Raw genomic sequence first — 18,713 nt, forward strand, 5'->3', positions numbered from 1 at the left:
AGAAAATACTTTCTAATATTACGTTTACATCACGAGTTTACGTGATTTCTTACAATGACTACGTGTTTTCCACATGGTAAAATCAGTGTTTTGTGGTATTTCACACATTGTAGAAAGAAGGGATATTTGCATGTGTATTCTAACGAACAGGTAGTACCTGCTCAATATTTGAGTTTATGGTGGGAAAATCCCTCCGAAAGGAGGGATTTTATTTTAAACTCGTTTCCAAATTTTTGAAAGTAGTTTTTTATTAATAGATGCAGGATTAAAAATTGCTAAATTCCCCTCCTTACCAGGGGAATTTTCGTTTTTAGCCCTGTTCTTTTTTATACCAGTGTTACATTTAGGCTAATAGCAGCATTTATAGCTTTTGATATAGGACATATCTGTTTTGCTTTATCGGCTATTTCGCTAAACTGTTGTGCTGCTATACCGGGTACACTTCCTGTAAGATCCAATACTATAGTAGTAATGGTTCCGTCTTCAAAAGTTACTTTGGCTTCGGTATCAAGATTATCGGCTGTAAATCCGGCTTCATTAAGCAGGAAGCTAAGCTGCATGGTAAAACATCCGGAATGTGCTGCTGCCAGTAACTCTTCAGGGTTAGTACCTACACCATCTGCAAATCGGGTTTTGAAAGATAACTGAGTGTCGTTTAATACGGTACTTTGTGTAGATACTTTACCAGTACCTTCCATTCCTGTTCCTTTCCAGTTTGCTGTTGCTTTTCTTGTAAATTTCATGATATTAAATTTTAAAAGTTGTTGTTATTATTTGTTTATGATAATTAATTCAGTTTTTCTTTTAAGGCATCAATAGCCTGTTTAATGGCTGCTCTTGGTGCCGGTGTATTTGTAATAGGGTTTAGCATTACAAAATCGTGTATGGTACCTATGTATCTTGTAGCGGTTACTTTAACCCCTGCAGCATTCAGTTTTTTAGCATAGGCTTCGCCTTCATCCCTTAGCACGTCATTTTCGGCTACTATTACAAGTGCTTCCGGTAATCCTTTTAATTGTTCTATATCGGCTCTTAGAGGAGATGCGGTAATATTATTCCTGTCGGCTTTATTAGGAGCATAAGCATCCCAAAACCAAACCATAGCATTAAGGGTTAAAAAATGCCCTGTAGAGAATTGTTGGTATGAGGCAGTGTCAAACTCAGCATTGGTAACAGGGTAGAACAGTAGCTGAAAGTCAATTTCAGGTCCTTTACGCTCTTTAGCCATAAGGGTTACGGCTATAGCCATATTTCCACCCACACTGTCTCCGCCTACAGCAAGTTTTGTGGTGTCAAGTCCTATTGATCCTCCGTTTTGTTTAATCCATTTGGTTGCTGCATAAGCCTCTTCGTTAGCTACCGGGAATTGTGCTTCGGGTGCCGGAGTGTAGTTTACAAATACTACGGCTATATTAGCACCTACAGCCAGTTCTTTAACCAATCTGTTGTGAGTAAAGGCATTACCTAATATCCATCCGCCTCCGTGAAAATACATAAGTACGGGTAGTTTTTCTTTGGTTCCTTTTGGTTTTACTATTCTTATGGAAACTGTTCTTCCGTCCTGGGTAATGGTACGTTCTTCTACATCGGCATCAGGCCTTTTATAGTCGCCTGTTTGTGCATTGATAAGTACCTTACGGGCATCTGCTATAGATAGCTCATAAATTTGCGGACCGTTACCGCTGTGTACTGCTTTTAAAAATTTGCGGGTGTTTTTTTCTACGCTGTAATTCCCTGCAAGAGTAATGTCTGTTTGACTTTGTGCACCTGTTACTCCCAGTAACATGATTGCTGATAAAAGTATTGTTCTCATCGTATTCAGTTTTAAATTTATATTTTGTTCGATTTGATGAGTCAAAATTATTGCAGTATAATATATAAATCAAATTAATAATTTTTTAACTTTATAAAAATATTTTATAATAATGACAATTCAGCAATTAAAATATATAGTAGCACTAGATGAGCACCGCAACTTTGTAAAGGCTGCCGAGGAGTGTATGGTAACCCAACCCGGACTTACCATTCAGCTTAAAAACCTAGAAGAAGAAATAGGTATCAAAATATTTGACCGAACCAAAGTGCCCTTAAAACCTACCACACCGGGTAAAGAAATTATAAACCGCGCTAAAAAGATATTGAGGGAGGTAGACGATATAAGAGATTTTGTGATTCATGAAAAGAACCAACTGGAAGGGGAGTGTACCATTGGGGTAATCTCTACACTGTCGCCTTATTTGGTTCCGCAGTTTATTAAGAAGATGAAGGAGGTGGCTCCAAAAATGCATTTTACCATAAAAGAGCTCCCTACAGGACTATTAATAAATGATGCTCTTACAGGTGATATAGATATTGCTCTTATGGCAACACCTACCGGAGCAAACGGGTTAAAGGAACACCCTGTGTTCTACGAACCGTTTGTGGCTTACCTTAACAGTAACCACCCTATGGCAGGGGCGACTCATTATGAATTGCAACCACAGGATAAGCCTCAGTTGTTATTACTGGAGCATGAATACTGTTATAATGCACAGCTGCTTGATATTTGCGGATTAACAGGCAGTACTGATAAGCACGACGGATTTACCTATGATATAAGTTCGATTGAAACTTTAAAGAATCTTGTAAAGGCCGACTTAGGATTTGCTATACTGCCTTTATTAAGTGTGATTAACGAAAAGGAGAATCCTCTTTACAAAGAGTTTAACGATCCAAAGCCGGTAAGGGAAATAAGCCTCGTGGTAGCCGAAACCTTTTCGCGTAAGCTGTTATTACAAAAAATAAGTGAATCACTATATAGCTGCCTGCCCGATAGTATGAAGCAGGACTTTAAATACAAAAAAATACAATGGAATGATTCGCCTTACTTTGTAGAGTCGGTTAAAGGGTTATTTTAATTCCAGTTCCATTTGGATATTGCAACGCTCATAAGGAGTTGCAGCTCTTTTAACCTTTACAAACCCGGTTTTTTCGTATAGCGTGATGGCAGGGGTTAGTATGGTATTACTTTCCAGATATAGCCATTTGGCTCCTTTGCTTTTAGCTTTGTCAACTACGGCCTGCATCAGTTTTTTGCCTATGCCTTTTCCCTGTATGTTTGGTGATACTGCCATTTTGGCGAGTTCGAAATCATATTTCTCATCGTCCATTTTAATTAGGGCGCAGGTACCTACGGCTTCATTATTATATAATGCCATAATAATGTAACCGCCTTTATCTAATATATAGCTTTCAGGGTTATCTAGCGCTTTATAGTCGGCTTCCTCCATTACAAAGTATTTGGATATCCATTCTTCGTTAAGTTGTTTAAAAGCCTGTTTGTATTCGGGAGAGAAATCGGTAATTATTACGGTATCAGTACTCATTTTCGTGAAAAATAATTCTTATGTAAAGATAGTGAATACAGTGGTTTACAGGTTTATCGAATTTATTTTTAAATTTTTTTCAAAGTCGTGTCCAATTTGTTTCTTTTCAGTCATCATTAGGGTGTAGTTCAATTATTAATCAATCAAAAATTAAGAAAAATGGAACAGAGAACAAATCCTTTTGAAAAACGTTACAATGCATTAAAGCCACTGTTTAGCTTTGGGGCTTATTTGGCGAAATCGTCTATTGAGAAAGAGTTGTTGCATCTTATTTACTTTAGGGTGTCACAACTAAACGGGTGTGCCTATTGCCTGGATATGCATGCAAAAGATTTAAGGGAACTGGGGGAGAGTGAACAAAGACTGTATATGCTTTCTGCCTGGGAAGAATCTCCGGTGTATACTAATCGGGAACGTGCAGCTTTTGCCTGGGCTGAAGCGGTAACCAACCTTGCCGACGGTCATGTTAAGGACGCTGTTTATGCGTATGCAAGGGAAGAGTTTAATGAGGAAGAGCTTATAGATCTTACTATAGCAATAATTGCTATAAATGGCTTTAACAGGTTAAATGTTGCCTTTCGTACACCAGCAGGTAATTATGTGCCGGGTATGCATGCACATCATGTAAATAATTAATAAATAGTATCCCTAAAATTTATATATTCATCCTTAAAATCAGAATAATGAAAGAATTTGCATTATTATTCCGTCATGTAGGCGACTTTGAGGCCTTGCCTGAAAGTGAAAAAACACTTGTTGAAAAGAAATGGCAGGACTGGATAGGTAGTATTGCCGCTCAGGGTAAACTAAAAGGAGACAAAGGAATACGACTGGCATCGGGAGGAAAAATACTTAAACCGGCTGGGGTTATGACCGACGGCCCTTTTGTGGAAATAAGAGAATGCCTTGGCGGTTTGATAGTGGTAAAAGCAGATACTCTTGAAGAGGCCGTAACACTGGCGCACGGCTGCCCTGCAATGGAAAGGGGTGGAAGTGTTGAGGTACGCCCGATAATGATTTAGTAAATAAATAAACCCGCTTTACAGGCGGGTTTCTCCTTTGTATGGAAAACATAAACCTAAAAGAACTTTTTAAGCAGGAATTCTCCAAGATGGTGTCGGTTATCAGTAAGCTGTATGGACTGGCATATATAGAGATTGCCGAGGATGTGGTAAGCGATACCTTTCTGTTAGCTGCCGAAACCTGGGAAAGCAAAGGAATACCTGATAATCCTACAGCTTGGCTATATGCTGTGGCAAAACAGAAAACACTATATTATTTTCGCCGAAATAAGATATTTGATGAGAGGGTGGCCCCACATGTAAAGCATAATGCTGAAAAGATGACAGATGAACCTGATTTTTCTCCAAAACACATAAAGGACAGTCAGCTGCAAATGCTGTTTGCCATTTGTAATCCGGCTATAGCCAGTGAAGCACAAATAGGTTTGGCACTTCGTATACTGTGTGGTTTTGGTATTGATGAGATTGCCGAGGCTTTTATGTCTAACAAAGAAACCATAAATAAAAGGCTTTTTAGGGCAAAGGAAAACCTACGCACCGAAGCTGTTGTTATGGAACTTCCGCCAAAAAATGAAATAAATGCCAGACTGGATAACGTACTGCATATTATTTATCTGCTTTTTAATGAAGGTTACTACTCTAAAACTGAAAGTAGTATTTTACGAAAAGATTTTTGCATAGAGGCTTTACGCTTGGGACTTATGCTTAGGGATAACGAAATTACCAATGAGCCAAAAACCAATGCTCTGATTGCCTTAATGTGTTTTCATGCCTCAAGGTTTGATGCGCGTCAGGATAACGAGAATGCCCACATATTGTATGAGGCACAAAATCCCGACTTATGGGATAATGATATGATTCAACGCGGATTGTATTACCTAAACGCCTCTATGGAAGGTGATGAGATTACTTCTTACCATATTGAAGCTCAAATAGCCTATCATCATTGCCTTAAAGATGATACTCCCAACAAATGGCAGTCAATATTGCAGTTGTACAATAAGTTGTTGCTTATTAACTATTCTCCTGCTGTTGCGTTAAACCGTACTTATGCCCTGTACAGGGCAGACGGGAAACAAGCAGCTCTTGTTGAAGCAGAAAAACTAAAGTTGCAAAACAATCATTTTTATCATATACTGCTTGGCGAACTGTATACAGGTATTGATAGTACAAAAGCCCGAATGAATTTTGAAAAAGCTTACAACCTGGCAAAAACTTCAGCCGAAAAAACAGGTATTTCCTTAAAGATAAGTAAACTATAGGGGTATAAAAAGGCAAGAGGAGGCAAAGCCCCCTCTCTCTGGTTGTGTTAATTAATATTTAAGGATTATGGATTATGCTGTTTCCTCTTTAATAAATTCGCCGTTATTTTTAAAGTACGCGGTAAGATCTTTACCGTCTTTTGTAAGTACAAATTTATAGTCGGTACCATCAGCAGCCACATAAGCGTTTACTAATGAATATCCTCCGTATTTGTCTACGGCACTTTTAAGCACTTCCGGTGCAATGTCGCCCTGTTCAATTGCTTTATACTCTTTTTCCTGGTGGTTTGCTACCGTTGTAAATTCGTTATTGTTTATAGTTGGGTTAAGTGTTGTGGCGTTTAGTGCTAAAGCCAGCATTAAAGCGCCCGATAAAAATAGATTTTTCATAGTCTTTCTTATTTATATTTTTCGGTTACGCTTAGTATAGTGAAATAACTGTGCCGTTACGTTTTTTAAGGGAATATGGGGGCTTTTTGACTGTTTTTATGGGGAATGGTTTAGTGTAGTGTGTAGAGGTTCTACAGTTTTTTACGGAGTATTTCCAAATTTAAGATTGGCTTAAGATTCGTGTCGGTATTCAATTTTTTTAAGTAGCTATACGTTAAAGAGGTAAATACCGTACTATAAAAATGAAGAGGATAATAAAACTGATTTTACTTTTACTACTTTGCCCTTACGTAGTAAAAGCACAGCTGACCCAAACCGACACCATAACCGATTCGACAGCAACAAAACACAGCCGTTATAATTTCCGTCAACTGGTAATACCTGTGGCACTGGTTGGCTATGGTGTAATAGGGTTGGATAACGGACAGTGTAAAAAAATTAATTACAGTATCCGCAATGAAGTGGTTGAGGATATTGACCAAAAAATTACTATTGACGACTTTATGCAATATGCTCCTGCACTATCGGTTTATGTCCTTAACCTGACAGGGGTAGAAGGGAAGCATAATTTTAAGGACAGGACCATTATCATGGCGACATCATACCTTGTGATGAGTAGTACTGTGCTTTCCCTTAAATCGGTTACACATCAGTTGCGACCTGATGGCAGTTCATATAACTCGTTCCCCTCGGGGCACACTGCTACTGCTTTTGCAGGGGCCGAGTTTTTATGGCAGGAGTATAAAGATGTGTCTATATGGTATGGTATATCGGGCTATCTTGTGGCTACCGGTACAGGTATGTTCAGGATGTATAATAACAGGCACTGGCTTACCGATGTTGCTGCCGGTGCAGGTATAGGGATACTAAGTACAAAGTTTGCCTACTGGGTTTATCCGTTTTTAAGAGATAAAGTGTTTAAAGGTAAAAAAGGCGAAAAAAAAGTTTCTGCCATGGCAATGCCTTATTATAACGGAGAACAAATGGGTGCAGCTGTAACCATAAAATTTTAGTTTTGTTTAATAGGAATTTATTTCTTTATTTTAGCGCCTTACAGATGCTAATATGATCCCCAAACTATGATAAAAAAGCTGTTTTTGCTTTTGATGTTTTTTCCGCTATGGCTCACAGCGCAGGAAAATACGGCTGTTAATGATACGGTTAAGGTTAACGATTTTTCGGCTGCTAAGTATCACTTTAACGTAAAACAGATTATAATACCAAGTACGCTTATAGCTTATGGAGTGATTGGTTTGCATAGCGATGATATTAAAAAGCTGAATACCGATATAAGGACTAAGGTTTTGGAAAACGAACACAAGGAAAGCAGAATAGACGATGTTACCCGTTTTGTGCCTATGCTTTCGGTGTACGCCTTAAATTTAGTTGGAGTAGAAGGGGAGCATAATTTTGGCGACCGTACCATTATCCTGACCACATCGTTACTGATTACTTTTACAAGTGTTAGAAGTATTAAAGCAATGACCAATGTACAGCGTCCTGATATTACCTCTTACAATTCGTTTCCGTCAGGTCATACGGCTACTGTTTTTGCGGGGGCAGAGTTTTTAATGCAGGAATATAAACACAAATCAATTTGGTACGGTATATCAGGCTATGTAGTGGCTACCGGAACCGGACTGATGCGTGTTTACAATAACAGACACTGGCTTACCGATGTAGCTGCCGGTGCAGGTATTGGTATACTGAGCACTAAAATAGCCTACTGGGTGTATCCTTTTTTAAAGAATAAGGTATTTAAAGGAGGTGATTCAGAAAGTAACATAACCGCTATGGCAATGCCGTTTTATAACCGAGAGCAGTTTGGCGGTAGTGTTGTTGTGAGGTTTTAGATTATTTAGTAATCACATTTCGTAACCGTTCTTCATTTTTATCCCCCCATTCTCCCATAAGGCTAATAACAGGAATTAAAGTTTTTCCAAAATCAGTTAGGGAGTATTCAACTTTTGGGGGAACAACGGCATATACTTTTCGGATAATCAACTCATGTTTTTCCAACTCCTTTAACTGCATATTTAAAACCCTGCGTGAAGCATCGGGGATTTTACGTTGCAATTCACTTGGGCGTTTATTTCCTTCATTAATAAACCACAGTAAACGGATTTTCCATTTACCATAAAGGACTTCTCCAATTAAATCCAGTCCGCAATTTAGGTTTAAAGGTATTTTTCTTTCATACATATTACAAAGTTACCCTAATGTTCCAAAGTGTACAATAGGGGAATAATTTATCCCTATGCAATTCGGTTTTCCGTACTTGTACAAACAATACATACTCCTGAACTTTGTATAAAAATAATAAATGATGACACAGCAATTAAATTTTAATGAGGAGCTTACAGGCAAAGTGGCTTTAGTAACAGGAGGTACTAAGGGAACCGGAAAAGCAATAGCAGAAAGGTTATATGCTGCCGGTGCTACAGTAGTTATTACTGCTAGGAACAGTCCTGCTCAGGAAAATAAAGATTTGTTTTTCATTGCCGCTGATTTAAGTAAGGCAGATGGAACTCAAAAAGTTGTTGATGAGGTTATGGCTAAATATGGCAAGCTTGATATTTTGATTAATAATCTGGGCGGGTCTGATACTAAGGGAGGTGGTTTTGTTTCGCTTAATGATAATGATTGGGAAACAACCATTCAAACCAATTTGCTTGCGCCTGTACGTTTAGATAGGGCTTTTTTACCTCAAATGATAGCACGAAAAAAAGGTGTTATTATTCATATAGCCTCTATTCAGGGAAAATTACCCTTATATGATTCTACCTTGCCTTATGCGGCTGCAAAAGCAGGATTGATTAATTACAGTAAAAACCTGTCTAATGAGGTTTCGCCAAAGGGTGTTCGTGTATTAACGGTTTCTCCCGGCTGGATTCAAACAGACGGTGCTACATCCATGATGAATGAAATTGCAGAGAGAACAGGTGTTACTTTTGACGCGGCAGTACAAAAAGTAATGGACAGTTTAGGAGGAATACCTTACGGAAGACCAGCTAAACCTGAAGAGGTGGCAGAGTTAATAGGTTTTTTAGTTTCACATAGAGCGAATTATTTAACAGGAACAGAGTTTATAATTGATGGAGGTACTATACCTACCGTTTAAAAAATTTATATTATGGATACAATAGATTTACCAAAAGTAGTATTAGGTTTAGTAAAAGCTCAAAATGATTTTGATGCTGTAGCGTATGCAGACTGTTTTTCTGAAAACGCAGAGGTCTTGGATGAAGGAAAAACGTATAAAGGAAAAGATGAGATTAAAGCCTGGATAGAGGATGCGAATAAAAGGTATCAGGTTACGATGAATCCAGTTGCTTTTACCAAAGCAGGTGACACTAACAATGTTTTAAGTGCAGAAATTTCCGGTTCTTTTCCCGGGAGTCCTCTTGTATTACAATATCATCTTAATATTGTAAATGAACAGATACATTCACTGGAAATAACGAGCTAAATTTTTAGATACTTATATAAACCAAAAAAGCCTTTGATTTCTCAAAGGCTTTTTGTGATCGCGACAGGATTCGAACCTGTGACCGCCTGCTTAGAAGGCAGGTGCTCTATCCAGCTGAGCTACGCGACCGAAGTTTGTGTTAGTTTTTTTGTCGGGGTGGCAGGATTCGAACCTGCGACCTCCTGGTCCCAAACCAGGCGCGATAACCGGGCTACGCTACACCCCGAAAAGAAGCGGAGAGACAGGGATTCGAACCCTGGCGACGGTTACCCGCCGACAGATTAGCAATCTGCTCCGTTACCACTCCGGCACCTCTCCTCTTTGCTCAAGACGTTAAGCCTTTTTTGCGGTTGCAAATGTAGATGATGATTCTCTTTTCTGCAACTATTTTTAAAGGTTTTTTTAATTTTTTTGAAACTTTAATTTAAAGTATTTAACAGTCAGCATTATAGCAATATTAAAAAATTGTAGTTTTTTACTTAATACATTTCAGGTATTGTATAAAATAGCTGTCGGGCTTGTAATTTTTACCCATAGTTTCTGATTCAAGGTTGCTTCTTAAAGGGTAATCTACGGTTTCAGCCGAGTAAAGTACCCTCATAAAAAGTATGGGAGATGCCTCTAAATCTTCAATAGATCCTTTGGTGAATAGGAAATGTCCGTTAAGCATTCTCAGGTTTTTCTTTTCGGCTTCGTCATACAACAGTTGTGAGCAGGCATCTTCATCTATACAAAAAAGGGTTACAACTTTCCCGTTGGTAAGCTGCAGGTGTATGCGTGATTTTTTGGTAAAGCAATAGGCTTTGGGGAAATCATCACTTTTTGCCAGTAACTGGAAATTAAGCACGGGTATGTCGTCATGTAGTGTCATTGAAAAGAATACAAAGCTTGATGTTCCGGCAAATACCTTTTCGTGCATTAAATATTCGGGAGTCGATTTTGTTTCTCCATTCTCGGTAGTTACAACGGTAAAATTGCAGTCGTCCTGCTGAGCCTTTGCTGTAAGGCCTGAAGCCAATAATAGCATCAGTAAGTATTTTTTCATGTATGCGGTGTGCTTTAAATTAATGAGATAAGAGCCAAATATAATTAAAATGATATAGCCATGCTTTTAAATTTTAGGTTTAATTTAATAACAGCCTTTGGGTTTTGTGTTGTATGAGCCACTATGTTTTTGTACTTTGACATCTTAAAAATCCGCATAATGACTTTTAGAACATTTATATTTCCGGTAATGGTAGCAGCTTCTGTTATATTGTTTTCCTGCAAGGATAAAAAGGAAGCTTATACCGTGGCTCAGGAGGTCACTGCTACAGGTAATCAGGAGAGGGCTGCACAAAACTACCAAAACTATTGTAGTGGCTGCCACGGCGAGAAAATGGATATGTTTGTGGACAGGCAGTGGAAACATGGCAGTGAGCTGAAAGATTTGGTTTTCGGTATAAAAACCGGTTACAGTAACGATGGTATGCCGGCTTTTGCGGCAACCTTTACTGATAAGGAAATCGAAGAACTTGCCCAATATATACTTGCCGGAATTAAGAATGTTGAACAATATTATTTTGACGACTCTGTCGAGTCTAACATTTTTGAAAGCGAAAAACTTACCGTAAGGATTGATACTGTAGCAACCGGAATTGCTGTTCCTTGGGGTATTGCCTTCTTACCTGATAATGAGCTACTGGTGACCAATAGAGGTGGGCAGCTTTACAGGGTAAAGAACAGGAAGAATACCGAAGTTAGCGGCGTGCCGGAAGTGGTTGCCGAAGGTCAGGGCGGATTACTGGATGTTATTTTGCATCCTGATTATGCAAACAATCATCGTATTTATTTTTCGTATTCCAAAGGGAAAAAGGAAAATGGACGGAAACTGGCTACCACAGCAGTTATGACTGCTATACTTGAGGGGAATAGCTTAAAACAACAAAAGATAATTTTTGAAGCCAATCCGTATGCACCTACACGCCATCACTATGGTAGCAGGCTTGTGTTTGACGATAAGGGTTACCTGTTCATATCGGTAGGGGAAAGGGGTAACGAAAACGGAAACCCGCAAACACTTGGTGATAACCAGTTGGGTAAAATACATCGTATAAAGGACGACGGAAGTATTCCGGCAGATAATCCGTTTAAGAATGATAACGGTAAGCCTACCAGTTTATATTGCTATGGTAACCGTAACCCACAGAGTTTGGCTATCAATCCTTCTACAGGTGAATTATGGGAAACTGAACATGGCCCTCGCGGTGGCGATGAGATTAATATAATCACTCCGGGTACCAATTACGGGTGGCCATTGGTAAGCTACGGTATTAATTATAACGGAGAGGTAATAACCGATAAAACAGAAGCGCTGGGTATACAGGATCCGTTACACTACTGGATACCGTCTATTGCGCCAAGCGGAATGGCTTTTGTAACTTCCGATGTTTATAAGCCGTGGAAGGGTGCTTTACTTGTAGGATCCTTACGCTTTAAGTACCTTAACCTTTGTTATCTTGACGGGACTAAGGTTACTCACGAAGAAAAATTACTTAAAAACATAGGTCGTGTTAGGGATGTAAGGCAGGGGCCTGACGGTTATATTTATGTAGCTGTTGAAGATACCGATACCAGTGTGCTTAGATTGGTTCCGGTACAGTAATCAGGCCTTACTGCAAATAAGCATTAGTTTGTTGTTATCCTTATCGGTAGTGAAAAAGGCGTAGGTGTCGCCCCCGTCCTTTATTTTCCATTTTTTGCGGAGTTCTTCTACCGATATAGGGAAGTTACGCACGGTAATGTTCATTTTTTGCCCTGTAGCATGTTTTTTCATTTCGGCCTTACCATAAGGTATAATCTCATTAATAACGAATCTGCGCCCCGGAAAATCAATCAATGCATTGCTTGTATAAAGCTGGGTATGCCTGTGCAGTTTATAAAGGTTGAACTGTTTTGCCACGTCATTAAATGCGCCCGATTTCATTATGGCACTATTAGGCTCATACAGGTAATCTAACGGTAGGGAATAGGCAGCATCGGGTTCGTCTTCCACTGTAGTGGTGAATACTTCCGGTTCACCGTCTTTACTGAGGTTTACTGCATGTATGGAAGGTATTCCTGTAAATCCTTTTTCAAGGTGCCAAAGCAGCTCTTTAACCTCATTATTTAGGGCTGTAATATATATTTCCTTCACCGAATGCAGTTCACTTAATCCGGCAGCTATATCCAGTAACGGAGCTGTTTTAATGAGTATATTGCTGCTGTAGTTAAAGTAAGTGCCTAAAAGTTCGGGCACGTTAGGAAGGCAGTCTTTTAGCATAAAAACTTTTCCCTTAACATCACTACGTCGCGATGGGTCTATATAAATCCAGTCCCACTGTTGTTTAAGTTCGGTAAGAGTATCAAGGCTATCGCCAGTATAGCATTGTATATTGTTAACTCCCATGTTGCTAATATTATGAGCAACAATTTGCGAGAGTTGTTCATTCATTTCGCAATGGGCTACTTTGCTAACGGTTTTAGCAAAATAGTAATCGTCCACACCAAAACCTCCGGTAAGATCAATAAGGCTTTCGCGCGATATAAGGGAAGCTTTGTATTGTGCTGTGATTTCTGATGAGGTTTGCTCTACCGATACTTTTGAAGGGTAAATAATATTACTGCTCTCAAACCATGTAGGTAGTTTGTCCTTTGCTTTTTGGCGTGCAGCTATCTGGTTTAGTATATCAGTCCATTCTACATCGGGGAACGGGTTTTTCTGCAATGCGAGTTTGGTCACATCGGTATTGGTATTCTCTAAAATAAACTCCTGAACCTGCGGACTTAAAATGGTAAGAGGCAAACTATAAATCTTTCGTTAGTATTTTTACTATCGGGTTTTGTGGGAAAAACTCTTTTGCAACCACTTTAATTATGGTGTACATAGGTACGGCGATTATCATGCCCAGTATCCCGAAAACAAAACCACTGCCCAAAATTACTATAAATATTTCCAACGGATGCGAATTTACGCTGTTAGAAAATATAAGAGGCGTACTCACATTGTTATCTATTACCTGAGCAATGCTATACCCTATAAGTACATAAATGGTTGTAGAAAGCATTTCTCCCTGAGTTTCTGGGCCTATGTGTCCCAGCATGGTAAGTACTATAACCAGTACGGTAGCGATTAACGGGCCAATGTATGGTATAATATTTAGCAATGCCGTAATAAAGGCGATAATAAAGGCATTTTCAACGCCAAAAATAAGCAGTACAATAAGGTACATTACAAACAATATGCTCATTTGCAGTATAAGTCCAATAAAATAACGGCTTAACAGATGATTTACCTTACCTATTGAATGTAATATTTTTTCTTCGTGTTCGTCCGGAAGTATTTTCCTGAAACTTTTAGTAAACAGTTCGGTGTCCTTTAAAAAGAAAAAGGTAATGAACAGCACAGACGCCAACCCCACACCAAATCCGCTAAGTATTCCCACCAGTGAATTAATAAAATCTGGTATGAACTTAAAGTTGATGCTTGATGTAATGTCTGCCTCTTTCATCAGTTTACTGGTGTCTATATTATAATCAGAAAAATAGCTTTTAACCTGCATCACCACACTGTTGAGGTCCTGTTGCAGCTGTGCTGTATCAAGCAGGGAAAGGTTGTGGCTTTGTGTAATGATAAGCGGAACAAAAAGCATTATAAAACCAATTAGTAACAGCAGGAAAAAGGCAAGTGTAGTTATCACGGCAAGTGTGTGCTTAAACTTGAGTCTCCTTTCCAAAAAGTGTATCACCGGCGATGCTATAAGGCTTACAATAAGAGCTATAAAGAGATAAACAAACAACAGTTTTATCTTGTATACAAACAGCAGGGCTAAAAAGATTACAGACAGTATAAGTACCGCCCTTACAATACCGTTAGCTATAGTTTTTGATGTGATCATTGTTTGATGATTGATTTGTTAGCGTGAATGTAAGAAAAAAAAGCCTAATGCCGATAGCCTTTAACCAATTTTTGAGGTTATGTCATATAGCGCTATGCCTACAGCCTGTACTACATTCATACTGCTGTTATCGCCAAACATTTCTATATGTACTGCCTGATGCGCCACCTTTAAGAAGCTTTCACTAATGCCCGATATTTCGCTCCCGGCAATAAGTACAATTGGTTTATCAGTACTAAAATGTGCTTTGGTAAGAGGTATACTCTTATTGGTAATTTCCAGTGCTACAATGTGGCTGTCGGTTTGGGAGATGAGGTTAATAACATCTTCGGTTTTTTCGATAACACGGTGCTTTACCATATTGTGCGTACTGCGTGAAGTCCGGTTTATTTTGCGCGGGGTAAGGGCAATATCTTCACCTACAAAAATAATTTCGCTTACACCGAAAGCCTCTGCTATACGGAACAGCGAACCGATATTAGGCTGGAATACAATATTATCGCAAACCAGTGTTACGGGAAATGTTTTTTTACTGAAAACAGATTCGTTGTGGGTAAGCTGTTGCGACATTAATTATTAAAAGCGTAGTTAACGATATTAGCGCCCATTTTAAGCGCCTTTTCCCTTACTTCCTTAGGGTCGTTGTGCACCTCGGGATCTTCCCATCCGTCACCAAGGTCGGTTTCATGAGTGTACAGTAATACCAGCCTGTCTTCTATAAAAATACCAAAAGCATCGGGTTGCTTGTTATCGTGTTCGTGTATTTTAGGCATTCCGTTAGGGAAGTTAAACGGACCTTTAAATATTTCGTGTGTTATGGGTACGTTAACCAGTTCCTTATCAGGGAAAATACGTTTTATCTCTCTACGTATGTACTGATCCATACCATAGTTGTCGTCAATATGTAAAAAACCGCCCGAGGTAAGGTAATTGCGAAGGTTGGTAATATCATTATCGCTAAATACCACGTTACCGTGTCCCGTCATGTGTATAAAGGGATAGGAAAACAAATCAGGGCTTCCCGGTTCTACCGTTGCTATTTTGGTGTTTATTTTGGTATTGATGTTCTGGTTGCAAAATTTGGCAAGGTTAGGTACCGATGTTGGGTTACCATACCAGTCGCCACCACCCGAATATTTTAATACCGCAATATCCTGCGCTATTAACAGTGCAGGGGACAGCAATAGTAGTGTAAGGAGTTTTTTCATGATGTAAATATAAGGAAAGTTGGTTTAAGTGTTCTTTTGTCTTGACACAAAAGAACCAAAAAGTCAAGGCTATGACTCCTTAGGCTAAAAATTATATCATTCAGCTAAACCATCCGAACTCGCTGCGCTCAAACAGCGGATGCTTCTTAACGCTTCATTCATAATTTTCTATACGCCACGGAGCCTAATGCCATAGCTTCTTATTAATGTTTATAGTATATTGCATACTGTAAAATGGTAAATAAATGAGTAATCTACATATAAATAATAATGATGAAATGCCTGATGCCGACAGGATTTCAAAAATATGGAAAACCATTCGTTTTGAGCCTTGTGACCAATGGAGTGCAGAGGCAAAGAAACTTGAGGATACCTTAAACTATACCCACTGTAATGGCGGAGTACAACTACATAAGTATAAAGTTATAGGTAATGATGATTTTAAATGGTTTGTGCAAAACAACAAATTGCATCAAATTAAATTTTTAAAGAATGTTATTAAGCACCCTGATTTAAAAAATTACAGGGAAGATTTAGAGATAACCGAAGATAAACCAAGAATAAGCTGCTATAATAGTTGGGGTGATATTTATGATTTACCGGGAATGCTTTCCAGAATTATGGGAAAGGGGGGGGCTTATAACAGTGTTAATCAACACACCGCCTGGCAAACTACGCTAAACTTTATTGAGGGTGAGTTTCAAAACAGGTTTCAGGATGTGACGCTTGACTCTGTAAACGTAATCCCGAGGGCTGAGTGGTTTTATAATGTTATATGGGATTACTCAATGGTATTGTTTGACAGAATAAATTATGAATTACTGTTTATTGATATAACAGATACCGATTAGATAGTTTACTCTCTCAAAATCTTCTCCATAGCCTTACCCTTAGCCAGTTCGTCTATCAGTTTGTCAAGGTAGCGTATTTGTTGCATTAGGGGTACTTCAATATCCTCAACACGGTAACCGCAAATTACACCTGTAATTTTTGATGCGTTTGGGTTAATGGTTGCCTGAGTGAAAAAATCCTCAAAATTGGTTTTATTATCGAGGTGTTGCTGTAGTGTTTTTTCATCGTAGCCTGTTAGCCAATGTATAATTTGGTTCACCTCTTGTGTAGTACGTCCTTTTTTCTCAGCTTTGGTTATATAATGAGGATATACGCTTGCAAACGACATTTTAAGTATCTTTTGGTAGTTCTTATCGTTCATTTGGAATGTGTTTTCTTGTTTAAGCTAAGATATAAAAACTTAACTACTCATTTACAAATGCTACACTGTGTGCGGCTACTACAGCAGCAGTTTCGGTACGCAGGCGGGTATTACCCAACGATATGGGTATAAAACCACGGCTTAAGGCAAGCTGAATTTCCTTTGGAGAGAAATCGCCTTCGGGGCCTATAAGTATGGTAATCTTTTCCTTTGGGGAAAGCTCGTTTTTAAGGAGTTTCTTTTCGGTTTCCTCACAATGGGCTATGTATAGCTTGCAGTCCTTTTCGGTAGCTTCCACAAAATCGTTAAACGATATAGGTTCGTTTAGTTTCGGCATATAAAACTGTACCGACTGTTTCATGGCACTATGCAGTATTTTTTCAAACCTGTCGGTCTTTACATTGGTACGTTCGCTGTGCTCACAAATAATAGGGGTAATCTCGTTGATACCAATTTCGGTTGCCTTTTCCAGAAACCATTCATAGCGGTCGTTCATCTTGGTAGGCGCTACGGCAAGATGCAGGTAATAGGGTATAGGTTCAAAAAACTCCCTTTTGGTTATTTTAACCTCACATTTTTTTTCGTTGGCAAAAGCAACTTCGGCAATAAATAAAATACCTTCTCCATTGGTAATGTTAATGGTATCGCCTTCTTTTTTGCGTAATACTTTAACAATATGACGGCTTTCGTCCTTATCAAAAGAGAAAGAAGTATCTTCTGCTGTAAGCTGTGGGGTATAAAATAACTGCATATTAAAGTTCTATCCTTGCTTTAGATACCACAGTGGCATCATTAAACTGGTTTTTAAGATATTTATGGTAACCTACAATGCCTATCATGGCAGCATTGTCTGTAGTATATTCAAATTTAGGAATAAAGGTTTTCCATCCGTATTTCTTTTCGGCATCCTTTAGGGTTTTTCGTATACCGCTGTTTGCCGAAACCCCTCCGCCTATGGCAACGCTTTTAATTCCGGTTTCCTTAACGGCAAGTTTTATCTTATCCATAAGGATATTTATAATGGTATACTGTATAGATGCGCAAATATCCTGTAGGTTTTCCTCAATAAAATTGGGATTTTCCGCAGTTTGTTTCTGTACAAAATACAGGATTTGGGTTTTCAGGCCGCTAAAACTGAAATTAAGTCCCGGCACCTTTGGTTTAGTAAACTGAAATGCTTTTGGATTACCTTCCTGCGCATACTTGTCAATCAACGGTCCGCCCGGATAAGGCAGTCCTAATATTTTGGCGCTTTTATCAAAAGCCTCACCCACGGCATCATCGGTAGTTTCGCCAATTACTTCCATAGTAAAATAATCGGTTACCTTAACGATTTGTGTGTGTCCTCCGCTTATGGTCATAGCCAGGAAAGGGAATTCAGGCTTATCAAAGCCTTCCTCGGTAATAAAATGGGCAAGTATATGTGCCTGCATGTGGTTTACCGCTATAAGAGGCACGTTTAAAGCCATAGCCATCGACTTGGCAAATGAACTACCTACAAGCAGTGATCCCATTAACCCGGGACCCTGTGTGAAAGCCACAGCACATAGCTCTTCGCGTTTCACTCCGGCTTTTTTTAAAGCTACGTCTATAACGGGTACAATGTTTTGCTGGTGAGCCCTCGAAGCCAGTTCGGGTACTACACCGCCATATTCTTCGTGCACGGCCTGTCTGGCCACAACATTAGAGAGTACTTTGTCGTTTTTTAATATAGCGGCAGCCGTATCGTCGCACGAACTTTCTATGGCTAATATATATGTGGGTTTTTCCTGCATAATTTAGGCACGGATTTTGAATTACAAAATTGGGTTAAAGCAATTTAAACAAAGGTTAAAAATTCCTACTTTTGCAGTAAATTGCACAAATCC

The 18,713-nt window shown here is 38.9% G+C and carries 23 protein-coding genes and 3 tRNA genes; 10 read left to right on the forward strand and 16 right to left on the reverse strand.

What is annotated here, in order from left to right; all coding sequences use genetic code 11:
* Window positions 1-326 precede the first annotated feature (326 nt).
* Both ABS768_RS14505 and ABS768_RS14510 read right to left on the reverse strand, forming a co-directional pair.
* A complete protein-coding gene (locus ABS768_RS14505; protein WP_408075662.1) occupies window positions 327-743 on the reverse strand; it encodes an OsmC family protein in 417 nt (138 codons plus the stop codon).
* A 44-nt stretch (window positions 744-787) separates the two neighbouring features.
* Window positions 788-1,813, reverse strand: coding sequence for an alpha/beta hydrolase (locus ABS768_RS14510; protein WP_408075663.1), 1,026 nt, complete (start codon window positions 1,811-1,813; stop codon window positions 788-790).
* Window positions 1,814-1,925: 112 nt separating this feature from the next.
* Between ABS768_RS14510 and ABS768_RS14515 the strand changes: the two genes are divergently transcribed.
* Window positions 1,926-2,897 carry a hydrogen peroxide-inducible genes activator gene (locus ABS768_RS14515; RefSeq protein WP_408075664.1) on the forward strand — a complete coding sequence of 324 codons (972 nt, stop codon included), beginning with the start codon at window positions 1,926-1,928 and terminating at the stop codon, window positions 2,895-2,897.
* Here ABS768_RS14515 and ABS768_RS14520 read toward each other — a convergent pair.
* Window positions 2,889-3,365 (reverse strand): GNAT family N-acetyltransferase, encoded by a 477-nt coding sequence (locus ABS768_RS14520; protein WP_408075665.1) that lies wholly within the window; start codon window positions 3,363-3,365, stop codon window positions 2,889-2,891. The two genes, ABS768_RS14515 and ABS768_RS14520, sit on opposite strands and share 9 nt — an antisense overlap.
* A 159-nt stretch (window positions 3,366-3,524) precedes the next feature.
* On the opposite strand from ABS768_RS14520, the gene ABS768_RS14525 reads away from it, so the two are divergent.
* The 3 genes from ABS768_RS14525 to ABS768_RS14535 are packed head-to-tail and all read left to right on the forward strand — an operon-like array spanning window position 3,525 to window position 5,649.
* Window positions 3,525-4,001 (forward strand): carboxymuconolactone decarboxylase family protein, encoded by a 477-nt coding sequence (locus ABS768_RS14525; RefSeq protein WP_408075666.1) that lies wholly within the window; start codon window positions 3,525-3,527, stop codon window positions 3,999-4,001.
* Window positions 4,002-4,048: 47 nt separating this feature from the next.
* Window positions 4,049-4,387, forward strand: coding sequence for a YciI family protein (locus ABS768_RS14530; protein ID WP_408075667.1), 339 nt, complete (start codon window positions 4,049-4,051; stop codon window positions 4,385-4,387).
* A gap of 41 nt (window positions 4,388-4,428) precedes the next feature.
* Window positions 4,429-5,649 carry an RNA polymerase sigma factor gene (locus ABS768_RS14535; RefSeq protein ID WP_408075668.1) on the forward strand — a complete coding sequence of 407 codons (1,221 nt, stop codon included), beginning with the start codon at window positions 4,429-4,431 and terminating at the stop codon, window positions 5,647-5,649.
* A 72-nt stretch (window positions 5,650-5,721) separates the two neighbouring features.
* On the opposite strand, the gene ABS768_RS14540 is transcribed toward ABS768_RS14535, so the two are convergent.
* Window positions 5,722-6,039: a hypothetical protein gene (locus tag ABS768_RS14540; RefSeq protein WP_408075669.1), complete on the reverse strand. Its 318-nt coding sequence runs from the start codon at window positions 6,037-6,039 to the stop codon at window positions 5,722-5,724.
* A gap of 242 nt (window positions 6,040-6,281) precedes the next feature.
* Here ABS768_RS14540 and ABS768_RS14545 point away from each other — a divergent pair, with 242 nt between their 5' ends.
* Together ABS768_RS14545 and ABS768_RS14550 are read left to right on the forward strand one after the other, a co-directional pair.
* Entirely contained in the window at window positions 6,282-7,052 is a 771-nt protein-coding gene (locus ABS768_RS14545) for a phosphatase PAP2 family protein (RefSeq protein WP_408075670.1), read from the forward strand.
* A 66-nt stretch (window positions 7,053-7,118) separates the two neighbouring features.
* Window positions 7,119-7,892, forward strand: a complete 774-nt coding sequence (locus ABS768_RS14550; protein ID WP_408075671.1) for a phosphatase PAP2 family protein — start codon at window positions 7,119-7,121, stop codon at window positions 7,890-7,892.
* Window position 7,893: 1 nt separating this feature from the next.
* On the opposite strand, the gene ABS768_RS14555 is transcribed toward ABS768_RS14550, so the two are convergent.
* Complete coding sequence (locus tag ABS768_RS14555; protein ID WP_408075672.1) at window positions 7,894-8,241, reverse strand: winged helix-turn-helix transcriptional regulator; 348 nt, start codon at window positions 8,239-8,241, stop codon at window positions 7,894-7,896.
* 121 nt (window positions 8,242-8,362) lie between these two features.
* Between ABS768_RS14555 and ABS768_RS14560 the strand changes: the two genes are divergently transcribed.
* Window positions 8,363-9,160, forward strand: a complete 798-nt coding sequence (locus tag ABS768_RS14560; RefSeq protein ID WP_408075673.1) for an SDR family oxidoreductase — start codon at window positions 8,363-8,365, stop codon at window positions 9,158-9,160.
* Between the two features lie 12 nt (window positions 9,161-9,172).
* Window positions 9,173-9,508, forward strand: coding sequence for a Cif family virulence factor (locus tag ABS768_RS14565; protein WP_408075674.1), 336 nt, complete (start codon window positions 9,173-9,175; stop codon window positions 9,506-9,508).
* Between the two features lie 55 nt (window positions 9,509-9,563).
* Here the strand turns inward: ABS768_RS14565 and ABS768_RS14570 are convergent.
* The 4 genes from ABS768_RS14570 to ABS768_RS14585 form a co-directional block, all read right to left on the reverse strand.
* Window positions 9,564-9,637, reverse strand: a tRNA-Arg gene (locus tag ABS768_RS14570).
* A gap of 22 nt (window positions 9,638-9,659) precedes the next feature.
* Window positions 9,660-9,734, reverse strand: a tRNA-Pro gene (locus ABS768_RS14575).
* An 8-nt stretch (window positions 9,735-9,742) separates the two neighbouring features.
* Window positions 9,743-9,826, reverse strand: a tRNA-Ser gene (locus ABS768_RS14580).
* Window positions 9,827-9,983: 157 nt separating this feature from the next.
* Window positions 9,984-10,553, reverse strand: a complete 570-nt coding sequence (locus ABS768_RS14585; protein ID WP_408075675.1) for a hypothetical protein — start codon at window positions 10,551-10,553, stop codon at window positions 9,984-9,986.
* Between the two features lie 159 nt (window positions 10,554-10,712).
* Between ABS768_RS14585 and ABS768_RS14590 the strand changes: the two genes are divergently transcribed.
* Window positions 10,713-12,152 (forward strand): PQQ-dependent sugar dehydrogenase, encoded by a 1,440-nt coding sequence (locus tag ABS768_RS14590; protein WP_408075676.1) that lies wholly within the window; start codon window positions 10,713-10,715, stop codon window positions 12,150-12,152.
* Here the strand turns inward: ABS768_RS14590 and ABS768_RS14595 are convergent, their stop codons facing one another.
* The 4 genes from ABS768_RS14595 to ABS768_RS14610 are packed head-to-tail and all read right to left on the reverse strand — an operon-like array spanning window position 12,153 to window position 15,632.
* Entirely contained in the window at window positions 12,153-13,331 is a 1,179-nt protein-coding gene (locus tag ABS768_RS14595) for a THUMP-like domain-containing protein (protein WP_408075678.1), read from the reverse strand. It lies immediately after the preceding gene.
* Window position 13,332: 1 nt separating this feature from the next.
* Window positions 13,333-14,424 carry an AI-2E family transporter gene (locus ABS768_RS14600; protein WP_408075679.1) on the reverse strand — a complete coding sequence of 364 codons (1,092 nt, stop codon included), beginning with the start codon at window positions 14,422-14,424 and terminating at the stop codon, window positions 13,333-13,335.
* Window positions 14,425-14,484: 60 nt separating this feature from the next.
* Window positions 14,485-14,994 (reverse strand): TrmH family RNA methyltransferase, encoded by a 510-nt coding sequence (locus ABS768_RS14605; protein WP_408075681.1) that lies wholly within the window; start codon window positions 14,992-14,994, stop codon window positions 14,485-14,487.
* Window positions 14,994-15,632 carry a DUF4159 domain-containing protein gene (locus ABS768_RS14610; protein ID WP_408075682.1) on the reverse strand — a complete coding sequence of 213 codons (639 nt, stop codon included), beginning with the start codon at window positions 15,630-15,632 and terminating at the stop codon, window positions 14,994-14,996. The genes ABS768_RS14605 and ABS768_RS14610 overlap by 1 nt, the downstream gene beginning before the upstream one ends.
* Before the next feature lie 245 nt (window positions 15,633-15,877).
* On the opposite strand from ABS768_RS14610, the gene ABS768_RS14615 reads away from it, so the two are divergent.
* Window positions 15,878-16,483, forward strand: coding sequence for a hypothetical protein (locus ABS768_RS14615; protein ID WP_408075683.1), 606 nt, complete (start codon window positions 15,878-15,880; stop codon window positions 16,481-16,483).
* A 5-nt stretch (window positions 16,484-16,488) separates the two neighbouring features.
* Here ABS768_RS14615 and ABS768_RS14620 read toward each other — a convergent pair whose 3' ends face one another.
* The 3 genes from ABS768_RS14620 to tsaD are packed head-to-tail and all read right to left on the reverse strand — an operon-like array spanning window position 16,489 to window position 18,620.
* Complete coding sequence (locus ABS768_RS14620; protein ID WP_408075684.1) at window positions 16,489-16,845, reverse strand: DUF2200 domain-containing protein; 357 nt, start codon at window positions 16,843-16,845, stop codon at window positions 16,489-16,491.
* A 43-nt stretch (window positions 16,846-16,888) separates the two neighbouring features.
* Window positions 16,889-17,596 carry a 16S rRNA (uracil(1498)-N(3))-methyltransferase gene (locus tag ABS768_RS14625; protein ID WP_408075686.1) on the reverse strand — a complete coding sequence of 236 codons (708 nt, stop codon included), beginning with the start codon at window positions 17,594-17,596 and terminating at the stop codon, window positions 16,889-16,891.
* 1 nt (window position 17,597) lies between these two features.
* Window positions 17,598-18,620 carry a tRNA (adenosine(37)-N6)-threonylcarbamoyltransferase complex transferase subunit TsaD gene (gene tsaD / locus ABS768_RS14630; protein ID WP_035133636.1) on the reverse strand — a complete coding sequence of 341 codons (1,023 nt, stop codon included), beginning with the start codon at window positions 18,618-18,620 and terminating at the stop codon, window positions 17,598-17,600.
* Window positions 18,621-18,713 lie beyond the last annotated feature (93 nt).

This window comes from Flavobacterium rhizophilum (assembly GCF_046000485.1).
GTDB classification, from domain to species: domain Bacteria; phylum Bacteroidota; class Bacteroidia; order Flavobacteriales; family Flavobacteriaceae; genus Flavobacterium; species Flavobacterium rhizophilum.